This is a genomic window from Psychrobacter sp. CX90 (assembly GCF_057396305.2).
Window position 1 is genome coordinate 2,940,358 of record NZ_CM182008.1, and the last position, 15,871, is coordinate 2,956,228.

Annotated in this window: 14 protein-coding genes; 8 read left to right on the forward strand and 6 right to left on the reverse strand. The window is 41.9% G+C overall.

Features of this window, described 5'->3' with window-relative positions; translation table 11 throughout:
* Positions 1-139 precede the first annotated feature (139 nt).
* The 4 genes from AC2SLN_RS11735 to AC2SLN_RS11750 form a co-directional block, all read right to left on the reverse strand.
* Entirely contained in the window at positions 140-1,207 is a 1,068-nt protein-coding gene (locus tag AC2SLN_RS11735) for a maleylacetate reductase (RefSeq protein ID WP_486550167.1), read from the reverse strand.
* Between the two features lie 41 nt (positions 1,208-1,248).
* Entirely contained in the window at positions 1,249-2,715 is a 1,467-nt protein-coding gene (locus AC2SLN_RS11740) for an aldehyde dehydrogenase family protein (RefSeq protein WP_486550169.1), read from the reverse strand.
* A 60-nt stretch (positions 2,716-2,775) separates the two neighbouring features.
* Complete coding sequence (locus tag AC2SLN_RS11745) at positions 2,776-3,771, reverse strand: hydroxyquinol 1,2-dioxygenase (protein ID WP_486530649.1); 996 nt, start codon at positions 3,769-3,771, stop codon at positions 2,776-2,778.
* A gap of 126 nt (positions 3,772-3,897) precedes the next feature.
* On the reverse strand, positions 3,898-4,395 hold the full coding sequence (locus AC2SLN_RS11750) for a cupin domain-containing protein (protein WP_486550171.1): 498 nt from the start codon (positions 4,393-4,395) through the stop codon (positions 3,898-3,900).
* A 321-nt stretch (positions 4,396-4,716) separates the two neighbouring features.
* Between AC2SLN_RS11750 and AC2SLN_RS11755 the strand changes: the two genes are divergently transcribed.
* From AC2SLN_RS11755 to AC2SLN_RS11765, 3 genes are all read left to right on the forward strand, one after another.
* Positions 4,717-5,976, forward strand: coding sequence for an MFS transporter (locus AC2SLN_RS11755; protein ID WP_486550172.1), 1,260 nt, complete (start codon positions 4,717-4,719; stop codon positions 5,974-5,976).
* Between the two features lie 112 nt (positions 5,977-6,088).
* Positions 6,089-7,852, forward strand: a complete 1,764-nt coding sequence (locus AC2SLN_RS11760; RefSeq protein WP_486550173.1) for an arylsulfatase — start codon at positions 6,089-6,091, stop codon at positions 7,850-7,852.
* A gap of 154 nt (positions 7,853-8,006) precedes the next feature.
* Complete coding sequence (locus AC2SLN_RS11765) at positions 8,007-9,062, forward strand: TRAP transporter substrate-binding protein (protein WP_486550175.1); 1,056 nt, start codon at positions 8,007-8,009, stop codon at positions 9,060-9,062.
* A gap of 46 nt (positions 9,063-9,108) precedes the next feature.
* Here the strand turns inward: AC2SLN_RS11765 and AC2SLN_RS11770 are convergent, their stop codons facing one another.
* Both AC2SLN_RS11770 and AC2SLN_RS11775 read right to left on the reverse strand, forming a co-directional pair.
* Positions 9,109-9,243: a hypothetical protein gene (locus AC2SLN_RS11770; RefSeq protein ID WP_486530644.1), complete on the reverse strand. Its 135-nt coding sequence runs from the start codon at positions 9,241-9,243 to the stop codon at positions 9,109-9,111.
* 86 nt (positions 9,244-9,329) lie between these two features.
* Entirely contained in the window at positions 9,330-9,527 is a 198-nt protein-coding gene (locus tag AC2SLN_RS11775; protein ID WP_486550177.1) for a hypothetical protein, read from the reverse strand.
* Between the two features lie 294 nt (positions 9,528-9,821).
* Here AC2SLN_RS11775 and AC2SLN_RS11780 point away from each other — a divergent pair, with 294 nt between their 5' ends.
* From AC2SLN_RS11780 to AC2SLN_RS11800, 5 genes are all read left to right on the forward strand, one after another.
* Positions 9,822-10,595 carry a lysozyme inhibitor LprI family protein gene (locus AC2SLN_RS11780; protein WP_486550179.1) on the forward strand — a complete coding sequence of 258 codons (774 nt, stop codon included), beginning with the start codon at positions 9,822-9,824 and terminating at the stop codon, positions 10,593-10,595.
* A 339-nt stretch (positions 10,596-10,934) separates the two neighbouring features.
* Positions 10,935-11,948, forward strand: a complete 1,014-nt coding sequence (locus AC2SLN_RS11785) for a DNA-binding protein (RefSeq protein ID WP_486550181.1) — start codon at positions 10,935-10,937, stop codon at positions 11,946-11,948.
* Positions 11,949-11,959: 11 nt separating this feature from the next.
* Positions 11,960-12,415: a type II toxin-antitoxin system death-on-curing family toxin gene (locus AC2SLN_RS11790; RefSeq protein WP_486550183.1), complete on the forward strand. Its 456-nt coding sequence runs from the start codon at positions 11,960-11,962 to the stop codon at positions 12,413-12,415.
* Between the two features lie 361 nt (positions 12,416-12,776).
* Entirely contained in the window at positions 12,777-13,391 is a 615-nt protein-coding gene (locus tag AC2SLN_RS11795) for a glutathione S-transferase family protein (protein ID WP_486550185.1), read from the forward strand.
* Positions 13,392-13,656: 265 nt separating this feature from the next.
* Positions 13,657-15,648, forward strand: a complete 1,992-nt coding sequence (locus AC2SLN_RS11800; RefSeq protein WP_486550187.1) for a LamG-like jellyroll fold domain-containing protein — start codon at positions 13,657-13,659, stop codon at positions 15,646-15,648.
* Positions 15,649-15,871: the final 223 nt, after the last annotated feature.

Here is a 15,871-nt window from a genome sequence, read left to right on the forward strand (position 1 = left end):
AATCAATGGTTTATAAAGCGGCTCATAAAATGGCTCATAACTTTAAGTCATTTGACGAGTTATTGATGACGACACCAAGGTAAGTGATTGTAATATCCGTTTTAAGCCGCGTACTCATCCTGAGCAGGCAGTATTGCGCTTAAACAGGGGGTAAACCCTGATAGGCTCTAGTTAATAAGTCCTTTAACTCATCGAACTCATAGTCACGAGGGTTATAATACGGACTGTCACAGACAATCTGAGCCACTTTAGCAGGGCCATCCTCAGGCAAGCCAATGTCTTTTAATGCTAGCGGAATATTTAACGATTCGTTTAGGCGATAAATGGCTAATCCAAGTTTTTCACGGCTATTTACACCCAAGGCCTCTGCCAGTTTATCCATCGCTTCAATATCTGCATTGCGATTGTAGTGCACAGAGTAGGCTAAGGTAATGGCATGCGCCTGTGCATGGGGTAGGTTGTAGGTGCCCCCTAAGGTATGGCATATCTTATGATGAATGGCCATGCCAACTGAGCCAAGACATACCCCTGCAAGCCAAGCACCGTAAGTTGCTTGTTGACGGGCAGTAATATCGGTTAAGTCTTTTACAATCACAGGTAAAGCCGCTGCCAACGACTTGATGGATTCGATAGCAAGTAGACTGATGATAGGATTTTTATCTTGAGCATATAATGCCTCAACGGCATGCGCCATCGCATTCATCCCTGAGCAAGCGGAGACCTGTGCGGGCAAGGTCAAGGTAAGCTCAGGGTCGTAAATAGTAATTTTAGGCAGAACACGAATGTCCTTGCCCGTTGTTTTTAAGTTGTCTTCCGTATACCCATACACGGATGTCATCTCACTACCGGCATAAGTCGTCGGTATGGCAACGATCGGAATCTCAGTCTTAAGAGCAATCATTTTAGCCAGCCCGATGGTTGAACCACCACCTAGGGCAACGCAGCAATCAATCTGGTTGACTTTAGCAAACTCGATAGCGTTATCGGCGACATCTATCGGGACATGCATCACTGCATGCGGGTAGACGCCTGCACAAATACCTTGCAGTTCTTTGGCGAGCTTCTCTCCAGACGCTTGCTGATCGGGTGTGGTAAGAACCAATACATTTTTATAGCCGTTATCAACTAATATTTGTTTGGCTTGTGATGATTTACCAATGCCAAAATGTACATTAAGCGGTAAGGCTTTATAGTGAAAGTCATCCATGAGCATGTTCTCCATTTGTGTGTTTTCCCGCTAATTAAGCGTTAGCCTCTATCAAAATGTGGAGGAATTTTCGCATCAACATTGACCCAGACAGACTTGGCTTCGGTGTAATCATGAATGGCTTCAAAACCCATTTCACGTCCATAACCTGATTTACCAACCCCACCAAATGGGCTACCTGGATTGACTCTTTTATAGCAATTAATCCAGCACATACCAGCATTGATCTTTTTGGCAAATTGATGGGCGCGCTGAATGTCTTTGGTCCACAGTCCGCTGCCTAACCCATATTCGGTACAGTTGGCAATCTCTAATGCTTCTTCATCTGTTTTAAATCTTAACACCGTAATAAATGGACCGAATACCTCTTCTTGAGCAACACGGTCTTTGGGATTAGCATCGACAATAGTAGGCAGTAGATAGAACCCATTCTTAAGCGCTTCGTCCTCAGGAGATTTACCCCCAGATAGAATTTTACCACCTTCTTCTTCAGCGATTTTTACATAAGAGAGCACTTTATCACGGTGAGCTTCAGAGGTAAGTGGGCCCATTTCTGTTTCAGGATCTAATGGGTCGCCCAGCTTAATAGACTCAGCAAGCTTGATAAATTTATCCAAAAACTCATCTGCAATTGCATCATGTAATAGCAAACGTGACCCTGCAATACAGGCCTGTCCTTGGTTATGGAAAATTGCCCATGCAGACCCATTGACTGCTGCATCAATATTGGCATCTTCAAAGACAATATTTGCCCCTTTGCCACCTAATTCTAACTGGACGCGTTTTAAGTTACCTGCTGAAGAGTGGACAATGCTACGCCCTGTCGCTGTTGAACCGGTAAAGGCAATTTTGCCGACATCTTCATGATCGGCAAGGCGTTGACCTGCCGTTTTACCATAACCTGCAACCACATTGACTACCCCATCAGGGAAGCCAGCTTCTTTTATCAGCTCGGCTATTTTTATAGTTGATAATGGGGTTAATTCAGAAGGCTTTAACACCACGGTGTTACCTGCTGCCAGAGCTGGGCCTAGTTTCCAACTGGTAAACATCAGTGGAAAATTCCACGGTACAATTTGACCAACTACGCCAATGGGTTCACGTAATACATAGTTTAAAAACCCAGGCTCAACAGGAATAACCGAGCCCTCTATCTTATCGGCAATACCGCCAAAGTATCGAAAACAGCCTGCAGTACGGGGCACATCCAGACGGCGTGAATCTCGAATAGGATGACCCGTATCTAATGACTCAAGCTGTGCTAATTCTTCTAAATTGTCCTCGATAAGGTCTGCTAATTTCAATAACAGCCTACCACGTTCAGACGCACCCATAGCAGACCATGCTGGAAATGAGCGCTTAGCCGCGGCGACAGCCAAATCGACATCTTCGGCTTCAGCCGCCGCAATCTTTGTGATGAGTTCGCCGTTGTATGGATTGATCACGTCAATCGTGCCACCATTTCTAGCAGGGACAAATTGACCATCAATAAATAACTGAGTATTCATAACTTAACCTATAAATTCGAATGAAAGGGTAAAAGGGCAAGAGGCTCTTTAATTGAGTTATCAAAAGTCTATTGGATAGGGCGACAACTCACCTGATGCATATTTCTCTGGAATATTCGGTGTGGCGTTTTCCCAAACGAGTAACATAGAGCGCTTGGTAGAAGAGCCTTGATGACGAATATTGGCTGGCATGGCAGCGATATCACCTGCTTTCATGATGACTCTAGCAATCGGACTACCATCTACTTTATCGCCAATATCCCAAGTGATCTCATCTGAAATTTGTAAAAACCATTCGACGCGATCGTTGCCATGGAACACGGGTAAGATATATTCCTCTGTGGTCGGGCAAAATAGACTTTCTTTACATACTGAGGTCACCGATGGGTTCCATGTCACATCAGAGCGAGAGAGATACTTAAAGAGATTAAAGCCGCTAAGCTGACCTTCAAATCCCGGCTCACAATGTACAACAGGCTCATCTTGTGCAATATCTTTAAAATGACGATTGACAGGTAAATCGTCGCGTAACGGTGAGTCTCCCTCTAAACCCGGCATGCGTTTTGTCGCAATTCGATAGCGGTCAATCGCCTCACTGTTGTTGCCGTTTTTACGACCAAAGGCACTGCCCGTTTCTTCGGGGGCGGCAAATGGATCGAAACTTTCATTAACCCAGTCATGTAAAATGGCTTTAAAGGTCTGCATAATGACAGGCGTCTCAAAGTTCTCAACATAATCTACGCCGGCCTCTCTAAACACACCATTAAAAGTGCCTGCATAGAGGTCTACACTGCCATAATGGTTTTGGGTGCCGATGACATGATCAAAGTTGACCCAGCCATAAAAGAAACCCCATGCCACATCGCGCATTAATGCTCTTAGAAAAGCGTCGGCAGACATAAGATGAGAGTATTCTTCGTTCTTAGCCTCCCACGTGATTTTTACAAAATACTCATCTCTACTGAAGGTAAATTTACCCAGTTGAAAAGAAGCATAGCCAGTAATGTCATCACGGGCGATAACGGTAACGCCAGTATCTTCAAAAGTGACGGTCATTTTCTCTCTCCTTGAATGTTATGTAATTCCCTTGGTGGATTGTCAGAAACTCTCAAGGTTTCTGAGAACCTAGTTATTAAAAGTTATCTCTTAAGAGCTAATAAGCTAAAAAAAACTAATAAAAAATTATGTAAAACAAATCTCATTCCATTTCTCTATTGATAGGGGGCCTTGGATAGTTTGAATCAATAGCACTGAAGGCTTAGAGGTCTCAAAACGATAAGCAGTGCCCGCAGGTAGGATAGCCTGATGACCTTGCTTTAATAGGACATAACCCATTGCTTCTCCACTGGGTTGCTCACCTGCCAGATGGGTACCTTCTTGCTCGTCAGATATCACAGAATCCTCATTGAGTTTCAGAAAATCCACTCTTACCGCACCATCCATAGCGATGACGAACTCATCATGTGAGGCGGTGTACCATGGCGATTGACCCTCTGCACGTACACTCTCAATGACGAACTTTAGGTTCTTACCGACAATAGTTTTTTCATAAGGCTGAGCATTAGACGCTACTTCAAAAATATTTGAAAAAGCATAATTGGATTTTTTACCTTTAATAATCTGAATAGATCCTTTCTCATAGTTTTCCAAACTACCTAGCTTAGTGGTATAGACATCCATATCTGTCTCCTTTACGACTGCGTACTTAAATTTTGTGAGTGTCATCCCTTAGTATCAAGCTCAAAATAGTTCTCTTGACTTTTACAACATACGCCAATAATTCACTGCAAACAATGTGCGAAATGGCAACATGACTGTTTGCCGCTTTCGAACAATTAATGTGCTTATAATTGGAAGTATTGGAACATGGAAGTTCTCGAATACTATGAAAAAGAACACTAACCAAATCAGTGATATCCAAGCGCTGTCTAAGTGTTGAACAAAGTGTTGAACACATTGATTCATTTTCTTTTTCTAAATTCACTTAAAAGGAATATTAAGATGAAAACTTTAAAATGGGATACCGCCTACGAATGGAAGGTAGTGGTACTACTGACGTTGGCTTTCGGGTTAGTTGGCTTAGATCGTTGGATTATTGCCCCATTACTGCCCTCAATCATGCGTGACTTGTCTCTAAACTATCAAGATGTTGGCTTAATATTCGGTGCGCTGGGGATTGCATGGGGGGTATTTGCGATTTTCTCAGGCAGGTTGTCGGATAAAATTGGACATCGTAAAATTTTGATTGCCTCACTGGTAATGTTCTCATTAGCGTCAGGACTTTCTGGTGCAGCCATGGGGTTGACCAGTTTAATACTCATCCGCTCTTTGATGGGGGTTTCTGAAGGGGCGTTCTGTCCTACCAGTTTTGCGGCGACCGCTGTTGCGGCCAAACCATCACGCAGAGGTGCGTTACAAGGCTTACAGCAAAGTGGCTTTGCCTTATTTGGTCTGGGGTTAGGTCCTATTATTGCGACACAATTGATGTTGGTCGTTCCCTCATGGCGTGAAGTATTTTGGGTGGTGGCGATTCCTGGCTTTATCTTAGCCGTATTATTGTTTTTCGTCTTACGCGAACCAGAACAAACACAAGGCGGTCAGATACTCATCGCTGAGAAAAAGGCAATGGTGTCACAAGAGAAAATAAGCTGGTTTGAATTACTTAAGAACCGTAATATCTTATTAAGTATGATTGGCTTGTGTTGTACCATGTCTTGTGTGTTTGTCATCAGCGCTATGTTGCCTTTATATCTTGAGAACTTTCTAAAATTAACCCCACAAGATATGGGTATCATCGTCTCTGCTATTGGCTTTGGAGGGTTTTTAGGTCAGTTTTTAGTGCCTGCCATATCGGATTGGATTGGCCGCCGTATGGCCTCTATCTTAGGATTTCTAGGTTCTGCCATATTCATCTATATCTTAGCCAACACCCCCGCTTCCGTGCCCCAGTTATTCGGTGTGCTGTTTGTGCTATCGTTTTTTAGTTTAGGCTTGATTGCGCTATTATCAGGGCCGTTAGCCGCTGAGTCTGCACCAGCAGGACTGGTTGCCTCATCGATCGGCTTAGTGGTTGGGGCTGGCGAGATATTTGGTGGCGGCATTGCCCCTGTATTGTCAGGCATTATCGCTGAGAACTATGGGATTGAAAATATATTTTACCTAAGTTTAGTGGGTGTTATCATCGGTATGATAGCCAGTTTCTTTATTAACGAGACAGCACCTCGCAAAGTAGCAGAATCGATAGTAGCAGTAAGACCTTAGGGATGAATATATAAGGTGCAGCAACATACATCCTTCTCGGCAAATTCATCAGAGTAAAATGCTGCACATCATATTTCAATTGGATTAAATGAATCCAAGGAAGGGGGATAAGATGGTTATAAATCGAAGAGATACGCTTAAAACGATGATTGGATCTAGTTCTATGGCAGTGACTAATACAGGCTTTAGTGCGTCTACAGTCTTAAAGGACGATAAGGCACTACAGAATAATTCAAAGCCAAAAAGGCCTAATATATTAGTGGTCGTGGTTGATGATATGGGCTTTAGTGATGCTACCCCCTATGGTGGTGAAGCTAAAATGCCCTATCTTACCCAGTTGTGTAATACGGGTGTAAGATTTCGTCACTCATACGTGTCATCATTATGTGCGCCAACTCGGGCGATGTTATTGACGGGCGTTGACAATCATTTATGTGGTCTTGGCAATATGCCGCCTTTTCACACTACCAATCAATTTAATCAACCTGGCTATGAGGGCTGGCTTAATAACCGTGTGACTACCATTGCAGAGGTATTGCAGTCTAATGGTTATCATACTTATATGTCAGGTAAGTGGCATCTAGGCTTCCGTCAAGATAAATACCCAAGCCAACAAGGTTTTGAGAAATCTTTTGCTTTTATGGGGGGTGGTACTAGTCACTGGGCGGATATGCGTCCTTTGTCACGTACAGAGAGGGGTACTAATTTTTATGTCGAAAATGATACTCGCTTGGATCGTTTACCAGAGGATTTTTACTCATCGGTTAACTTTGCCGATAAAATGATTCAGTACTTGGGGGAGCAAACAGATGACAATCCTTTTTTTGCTTATCTAGCCTTTACTGCACCGCATGACCCGATTCAGGTTCCTGACAAATGGATCAATAATTATAAAGGTATGTATGATGTTGGCTATGAAGTCACCAAGTCACGTAGATTAAAGAAAATGAAAGAGTTGGGTTTATTAGCACCCAAGACACCGTTAAACCCCGGCGATAGTAACATACCTAATTGGGATAGCTTACCCAAAGAACAACAGCGTATGGAAGCACGAGCCATGGAGGTTTATAGCGCGATGCTTGAATGTATGGATGCGCAAATGAGCCGTGTCATCAATAAAATTAAAGACATGAATCAATGGGATGACACTATTATATTTTTTATGTCGGATAACGGTGCCAACCCCAAACAGCCTTGGTTTTATGCGCCTAATACCAAAGAGCAAATCGAAAAAGAGTTTGATAATAGTTACGACAATATAGGACGTCCCAACTCGTTTATATCCATTGGGCCAGGATGGGCTCAAGTAGCTAATACGCCACTGTCCTATTTCAAACTAACGTCATATGAGGGCGGTACCAAAACACCGCTAGTCGTTTCCGGACGTGGCATTAAAGCAAGGGGTATCGATACGCAAAATCGTATTCATGTTACCGACTTGTTCCCTACCATACTCGAATTAACCAACAGTACCCGCCCAACTAGCATTAACGGACAGCCTTTAGCCCCTTTATATGGCAAATCGTATGCCAAATTACTGACAGGGGCAAGCACAGCTAAGCATCGGGGTGATAATGATGTCATTGGCTTTGAAATTATGGAAAACAAATCCTTAACCAAAGGAGACTGGAAGGTGTTATTCCAGCCACCCCCTTATGGTGACGGCAAGCATTGGCATCTTTATAACTTAAAAGAGGATGAGCTTGAGTTGATAGATTTGGCGAACGTATACCCTGAAAAGACGCAAGAGCTTGTGCTGGAATGGGAGAGTTATGCCAAACAAGTAGGATATATTCAATCTAATGGTCAACTTCAGATGAAAACTTATAGTAATCCTGAGGCGTTTTATTTACATATGGGGGAAGACGCTATTTAAAGGTAATTAAGAAAGTACTAAATCTAGCCAGTAACTCTAATGTAGTAGGGTGTCTGTGCTGAAATGTTTTTAAATGAATCAAGGATGTATTCATTAAAACATTAGATATTAAAGCTTATTTAATATCGATGTTTATTTTTAAAAGGAGTTTATGATGAAAAAATTAAGCTATTCAACTATCGCTCTAGCCGTATTGCTCACTTTAAGTGGTTGTAGTAATACGGATAATGCTACCGATGCCACTGGTGATAAAGCAACAGAACAAACCGTATTACGCTTTTCGCATTTATGGCCCGCCACTGGGGTCATTCACAAAGAGCTATTCGAACCTTGGGCTAAGCAAATCGAGGAGGATTCGAATGGCAGACTAAAAGTTGAGATATATCCTTCTAGTACTTTAAGTAAGCCTGACAATACCTATGATGCTACTGTGAAAGGTGTTGTCGATATTGGTGTGCAAATTCCCGGTTATGTTAATGGCCGCTTTCCACTCACTGAAATAACCCAGCTTCCAGGACTATCCACTTCCTCAAGTCAATTAAATTGTATTTTACAAACGTTGTATAATGACAAGGTGATATCAAGTGAGTATGACGATACTCACCAATTATTTATGATGGCAGCCGGTCCAGGCGTTTTGCACTCTGTGGATAAGGTAATTGAGACGCCAGAAGATATGGTAGGCTTACGTATGAGAGGCCCCTCTATCATAGCCATCAATATCATTGAAGCAGCAGGCGGTACGCCAGTGGGACTACCTGCACCTGATCAATATAATGCACTGCAACGTGGTGTTATTGATGGGGTCAGTTTTACTTGGGATGGCGTCGGCGCATTTCGGTTAAATGAACTTCTCAATACGCATACCGATATCCCGCTGTACAGTCCTGCTATCTTTGCCACCATGAATAAAGATAAATACGAGAGTTTACCTGACGATCTAAAAAAAGTAATCGATGATAATTCTGGAGCTGCAATGTCTCGCCGTGCAGGTGAAGTCTTTGATAGTGAAGATGCTAAGTACAAAGAGGAAGCGATTGCAAAAGGCGATACTATTGTTGAAATACCAGATCCCTTAAATGATCCTAGATGGAAGGATTTGCTCAAGTCTGAAACTGAAAAGTATCTAAGCGAATTAAAAGAAAAAGGCGTGGATGCAGATAGTGTGTACCAAAAGGCACAAGCAGCAAGCAAAACGTGCAAGAGTTGAAGGTTTAACAGACCAGTGGCTATGACTGTAGCCACTGTGTCTTCCTCTAGTGGTCATTCATCCAACCCCCATGCGCCATCCCTATCACATCATCAATACCCACATCATCCTTAAAACCGTATCGAGCAATACGTTGTGTCAGATCACTATCTGGTGTCGCATACTTATTAAGCTTACCCATGTCAGAAAGATGCCATTTAGCTTTATAGGCAGTATAGTTTTGTTAATAAGTGAGCAAGGTTAGTCATAGCTGGGTCAAGCTCATTATCAGCACCCTTCTTCGCCAACTTCACAATCTGTCGACTCACTTTGCTTATCCACCGCCTCATTAATGTCTTGAATAACACGATCACACGAGTCGTATGCTCTATCATTATCGCTATACTTTCCCATATCTTTGGCTTGATTGCCATCCGTCCAGTCTTTACTGACATGCTTTGCCGTATTTTTATTACTATGTTCCATCACAGTATTCTCCTTGTTTGTGCTCTGCTAGCCATTCTTATCGTACTGGCTATTCCTAATGTACTAGCCATTTGTACTGTCGCTGTGACCCATAAAATGATATCAAAGCCAATAAATGCACACTTTAAGTATACGCCTGTAAACTTTGGTATTTATGTTTATTTCTAGTAAATATAATAACTATCATCATAAATGTTAATAAAGGGTATGGAATAATTTCAAATACACGTCTTATCTGTTGTATCAGTCTTATCCGTCGTATCATTCTTATCCGTCGTAATTAGGAGAAACGCTATGAAAAAATGGACAGTAATTTCAATTGCCGTCTCTACCTTCCTAAGCGCGAGCCTATATGCCCTTCCTGCACACTCAGCCAGTTTCGACTGTAACAAAGCCAGTAGTACTGTTGAAAATTTAATTTGTACGAGTCCAATATTGTCTGATCAAGATGAAAAGATGGCAAAGCAGTACAACAATTACCTTGCAAAAGCAAAGCGCAAAGGTAGCGACGCTGTCAATCGTGTTCGCTCTGAGCAACACAGGTGGCTCACCTTTCAGCGCAATACTTGCCAAGATGACTCATGCCTTATGCGTGAATATGAAGAACGATTGGGGTGTCAGGTTGGTTGCGGTAATGACCGTGGTCGTGGCGACCTCGTTGACGATGAGGCCTTTGGCAACTTTATTGGCTCATCAGAAATTTCTGTTGTTGATGACAAGGTTAATCTCAATGTTAGTAAAAAGGTTAATAACAACGAGGCTACCATCAAAAATAACAGACTGTATATCATGAAAGTCAGTGAAAGACCTTATCTCGCCGTCATTGATATGTGGCTTGATTTTACCAATGGACATACCTGTAGCGTGGATGAAACCTTGGCACACTGGGCGCAAAACCATTGGGAAATCAGGGACGTTTACAACGGCGTAACGACCGAATTGCGCTTTTATCCCGTCACTCAAGAGGGTAAAACCCAAATTCTAGTGAGAGACCTTAATAACCAATATGCAAAAGTGAACTGTGGAATGCGTGGCTATTTTGATGGTCAGGTTTTTGAGAGGCAGTAGGGCAGTGTATAGTCAAATGTATATCTTAGTAGGCAGAAAGGGCATCGTGTGGCGAGGCAAAATCCACGGTTTAATCTTTAGCTATATTAGTTAAAGCATCACTATATTATTAAGCATATACGTTTGGTTTAGGGTGTTTTTGGCAAGCAATATATCCGTTTCAATCGAGATTAACCGCACCTCCAGTTGAAGCTAAGTTTTAAACCTTGTCTTGTTGTGGTTTAAATAAATTTACTTGAAGGAAGCAATAGAGTTTTAGATAAGATAAACTAAAATAAACATCTCATTGCTATTTAGCTACAGAGCTTAAAAGCATTCAAAAAATAACGGACATTAAAAGTGGCTAATAATCTTACTGAATCTGTCAATGACCGTCAAAACATACTCAACAACCGCTATGCTCTGCAACAAGCAGAGCAACATTTACAGCTTGGTGGCGTTACCTTTGATGGCGAGCTGGTGTTTACTAAGCAACAGGTTATGGATATTTATGATATTAGTGAGCGTACGATAGAACGCTACTTAGTGAGTTATTCCGATGAGCTAAAAAATAATGGATATATGATTATTAGAGGTGCAAAACTCAAGCAGTTTATGGCTTTAAGCTATGGTACCGACATTCATGACGGTACCAAAACCAGTGTTTTAGGTCTTTTTTCTTTTCGAGCCGTTTTAAATCTCGGTATGCTACTCACAGAGAGCGAACCCGCTAAATTACTGCGGTCACGTCTACTCGATATTGTATTAGACGTTATGGCGGAAAAAGCGGGGGGACAGACAAAATATATCAATCAACGGGATGAAAACTTTTTATCTGCATCGTTCCAAGAAGAGAATTACCGAAAATTATTCACCGATGCATTAGATAATTACGTTGAAGGCAATAAGTGGAAGTATAAAAACTTCACTGATATTATTTATAAGTGTATTTTTCAGGAAAATGCCAAAGAGTATCGTCAAATACTTAAATTAGCTCAAACAGAAAATATTCGTGACACCCTGTATGCTGAGGTACTCACCGTTATATCCAGCTTTGAGTCTGGTATCGCCTATGAATTTGAGCAAGCTAGTAAGAAGAAAGGCGCAAAGCTGACCAATCAAGAAGCCAAAGATATTATTAGTCATTTTGCAAAACATCCTGCACACAAACCCCATATCATTGATGTACGAACCAAAATGGCGAGTCGTGACCTGTGTTTCAGAGACGCTTTGCATGAAAAGCTAGAAGCTTATATCCAGGCAGTACCTGAAGCGGACTTTGAAAAATTCTTAGGTGAAAAAAGTCGTTCTTTAGAGGAGCAGTTAAACGATCCAGAAACATTAGCTGTTTTTAAACGCCTAAAAGACCGATGAAGGACAGAGAAATGACTGAGGAATATACGTCTAAGTTTCTTTATTTTGATGCCCGTCATGCTATCGATACCCATGATTGGATAGTAGAGCATTCAGGCGGTCTTTCGGGAACTAAAGATATCGGACAGATTGAAAGCCCGCTTGAGCATATTCAGAATGATTTATATTATCCAGAGCTTGAGGATAAGCTCACGCATTTGGTGTATAGCATCAATAAAAACCATGCGTTTAATGATGGCAATAAACGCTCGTCAATCGCTTTGGGTGCGTACTTTTTAGAGTTAAATGGCTTTGATTATTTGGTGCGTCATTTTGTGTTTGAGATGGAGAATATTGCCGTTTGGGTCGCCGATAATATGATTGATAAAGACCTATTTTCTGAGCTAATTTATTCCATTCTATATGAAGATGACTATTCGGAGTCTTTAAAATTAGAGTTGCTTAGAGCGATTCAGCGTTCGCAATAGGTGGGTTTTGAGTAGCTAATCGCGCCATTCGCTACTATCTTGATTGCCCACTGGGGCGGTGACTAATAGCCAGTTGCGTTCCTGTTGTCTCGATATGAGGAGGGAAAAAGCAAGTATTTGGGGAACACTTGCCCCGACGCAAGAGAAAATCTATGATTTTCTGACCTGCTAAGTCACCGCAACCCAGCGGTCAACCAAGTATATCCGCTCAGAAAATGCCCATTAAAGCATTTTCTCTTGCGAACCTAAAATTGCAGTGCAATTTTTAACGGTTCTCATGTCACGGCTAAACCGCATTTCAAGGCAACTAATGATAGGCTTGTTAAAATACACCTAACATCACCATAACTAAGGACAGTCCATGCTCACGCTATACGGCAATAAAATATCGGGTAATAGCTATAAAACCAAACTTACCTGTGCACTATTAGACCTAGACTATAACTGGATTGAGATTGATCTGTTAGCTGGCGAGCATAAAAAGCCTGACTTTCTAGAGATTAATCCGCTTGGACAAGTGCCCGCCCTAGTGATTAGCTCTGATAGTGAGCACTGCGAACCTAGCATACTATTAGAGTCTAATGCCATCATGTGCTACTTAGCGAGAAACTCTTATCTCATTCCAACTGATCCAATTGATCATGCCAAAATGTTGCAATGGTTATTCTATGAGCAAGCCGAAATCAAAAATAATATCGCCATAGTACGCTTTATCAAACGCTTTCAAAATATGATACCGAGCAGACTGGCTGAATATGAGCAGAAATTTGCTAAATCACAAGATATTTTAAGTTATCTGAATCAGCATCTTTCAGACCAATCGTTTTTATTAGGCGATGCGGTGAGTTTGGCGGATATTAGCGTGTATGTGTATACGCATCTTGCTGGCGAGGGTGGTTTGGACTTGACACAATATCCAAACCTGCAAGCTTGGTTTCAGCGGATTGAAGGATTGCCAAATTATATAGCGATGTAAATAGTTAATTATAAGATAATTCAAAAACGCCCTCTACTATTTAGAGGGCGTTTTTTGTGGGCTTTATAACTAATATTATCAAGTACTTATAGTTATTTTGCTATCTCGTTTTCATCGTAATGTCACTATACCTATTTAAAATTGGCGTGTTAAAAAAAGGGTTTTATCTCATTTTCAGTATAAGTTTTACGCTGTTTCGTTCTTCATTCTCTTTAGTTGTTTGGGCTTAACTACAATCTCTCTATCAAACTATGGAACGCACACTATGGTAAATCACTATTTATCTAGAAAAAGTATAATAAATAAAAGAGGCTTATCGTCCTTTTCTCAAAACCTATTAACAACTGGCTTACTGGCATTAAGTCTAGCGCTAACAGGCTGTGGTTCAGATTCAGACTCTTCATCAACCAACAGTCCAATAGGTAACACTGACAATCCAGACAGCAATGTTGAGACAGGTATCCCAACAGTAGAGCAAGGTAATTTCTCCATTGCCGTGTTACCAGACACGCAAAAGTATTCTGAAAACTCACCAGAGCGCTTCTACGCTCAAACCCAGTGGATTGCTGATAATTACAAATCACGCAATATCAAATTTACGACTCACTTAGGGGATATCGTCGAAACTGCTTACCAAGAAAGTGCCGACGGTCATTATTTGCCCAATACCAAAGAATGGGAGGCCGCCACCAAAGCAATGAGCATTCTTGATGCTAACCCAGCGACCCCGTATAGCATATCGGCAGGCAACCACGACGTCGTTTATCAAGGTGGTGATGAACCATCAGAATGGTTATTAGACAGTGACAGAGTCGCACGCAATCAAGCCAACAACATGATTGCCCCGCCATTTTTAGATTATTTTTCAGTCGCCAAACAGCAATCTAACTTTAGTACATTTCAAGGGGCAGACAGCACAGGCTTTAACTCCTATCATATTTTTACCGATGATGATGCAAATCAGTATCTGGTGTTGGCATTAGATTGGCGTGCGTCAGAGAAAACCATCGAATGGGCAAATAAAGTATTAAAAGAACATGCGAATCTGCCCACCATTTTGACCACGCATCAGTTAATGAACATTGATGATGACGGCGAAACCGCTATTTTTACGCCATATGGTGCTTATCTATGGGATAAGCTGATCAAAGACAATGACCAAATATTTTTAACGCTAAACGGTCATCATCATGGCGAAGCGGTCAAAACGGCTAAAAACAGCTTTGGTCGAACCGTCTACTTGGTGGTCGTCGATTACCAGTCTGGGTTTTGGGGCGGTAATGGCATGATGCAACTGATTGAGTTTGATAAAAACCACAACGAATTAGACTTTACCGATTTCTCGCCTTTTGTCGCTAACAAACCTGCTAATGAGCGTGAGCCGCAAGACCGCTTATTAGGCAAAAAATTTAGCCTACCACTCGATTTTGACAAACGCTTTACGCAATTAAATCAATCAAGTGCAAGCAATGAAGCAGGAAATATTGAGGGCACGGTGGCTTACTGGATATTTGATAAAGACCATCAAATTACCGACCCAAACAACGGCTTTAAATTTAGTGATTTATCAGGTCATGGCAATGATATGACCCTAAAAACCTTCCCTACCAATACCAAACCTATCGATGTTATTTTTAATGTCACGGATGATGCGCCCAGCTTTGGCTATGCACAAGGAGCGGCTGACTTTAAAGGCACAACAAAAGCGGGCGATGGCGCGCTTCTTAGCACCATAGGTAGCATCCCTGAGGATGGTAAGCTTAAAAAATTTACTCTTGAGGCAATCGTTAAAGTCAACCCAGAATGGATACCCGCGGTCAATGCTTGGTCGGGCATATTTACCCATGTGCCAAGCGAAACCCAAGTTTGCCAATATCATAAGCTGTCTTGTGGCAGTGACGATGCCTCAGGCGGCTTATTCACGTCAAGCTTAAAAGAGTTACAATTCTTTGGCGTGGCAGGTAACGGTGATGCCTCATCCAACTGGTCTTGGGAGATTAATAAAGACAATTGGTATCATGTTGCTATCGTCAATGATGGCGAGTACAACACCATGTATGTTGACGGCTCACGTGTCATGCGCACTCACAAAACCGAGCAGCCAGGCTGGTACACGTTGCCAAACGGCGAGTGGGCGGTAGGTGTTGCCAGTTGGGAGGGGGCGTATGCCAACTTATTTAACGGTAAAGTCGCTGAAGTCCGTTTAACCGAACGTGCGCTTGACCGCAACGAGTGGTTATACAGCCATGTTAAATAGCTATATTAAAACCACCCGTAAAGTGTTACAGCGTTAAACTCGTTTAGCCTACAACAGTAGTCCTTTTACTCGTTTACCTTGTACCAATTTTAAGGGTAATTGACTATACATGTATTCACTCATTAAGCTAAATCTAAATCTTTGACCTAAAAACACAAGTCTCATATTTGAAAAACGCCCTCTACCATTTAGAGGGCGTTTTGGTTTGGGGCGTTAGGGGGTT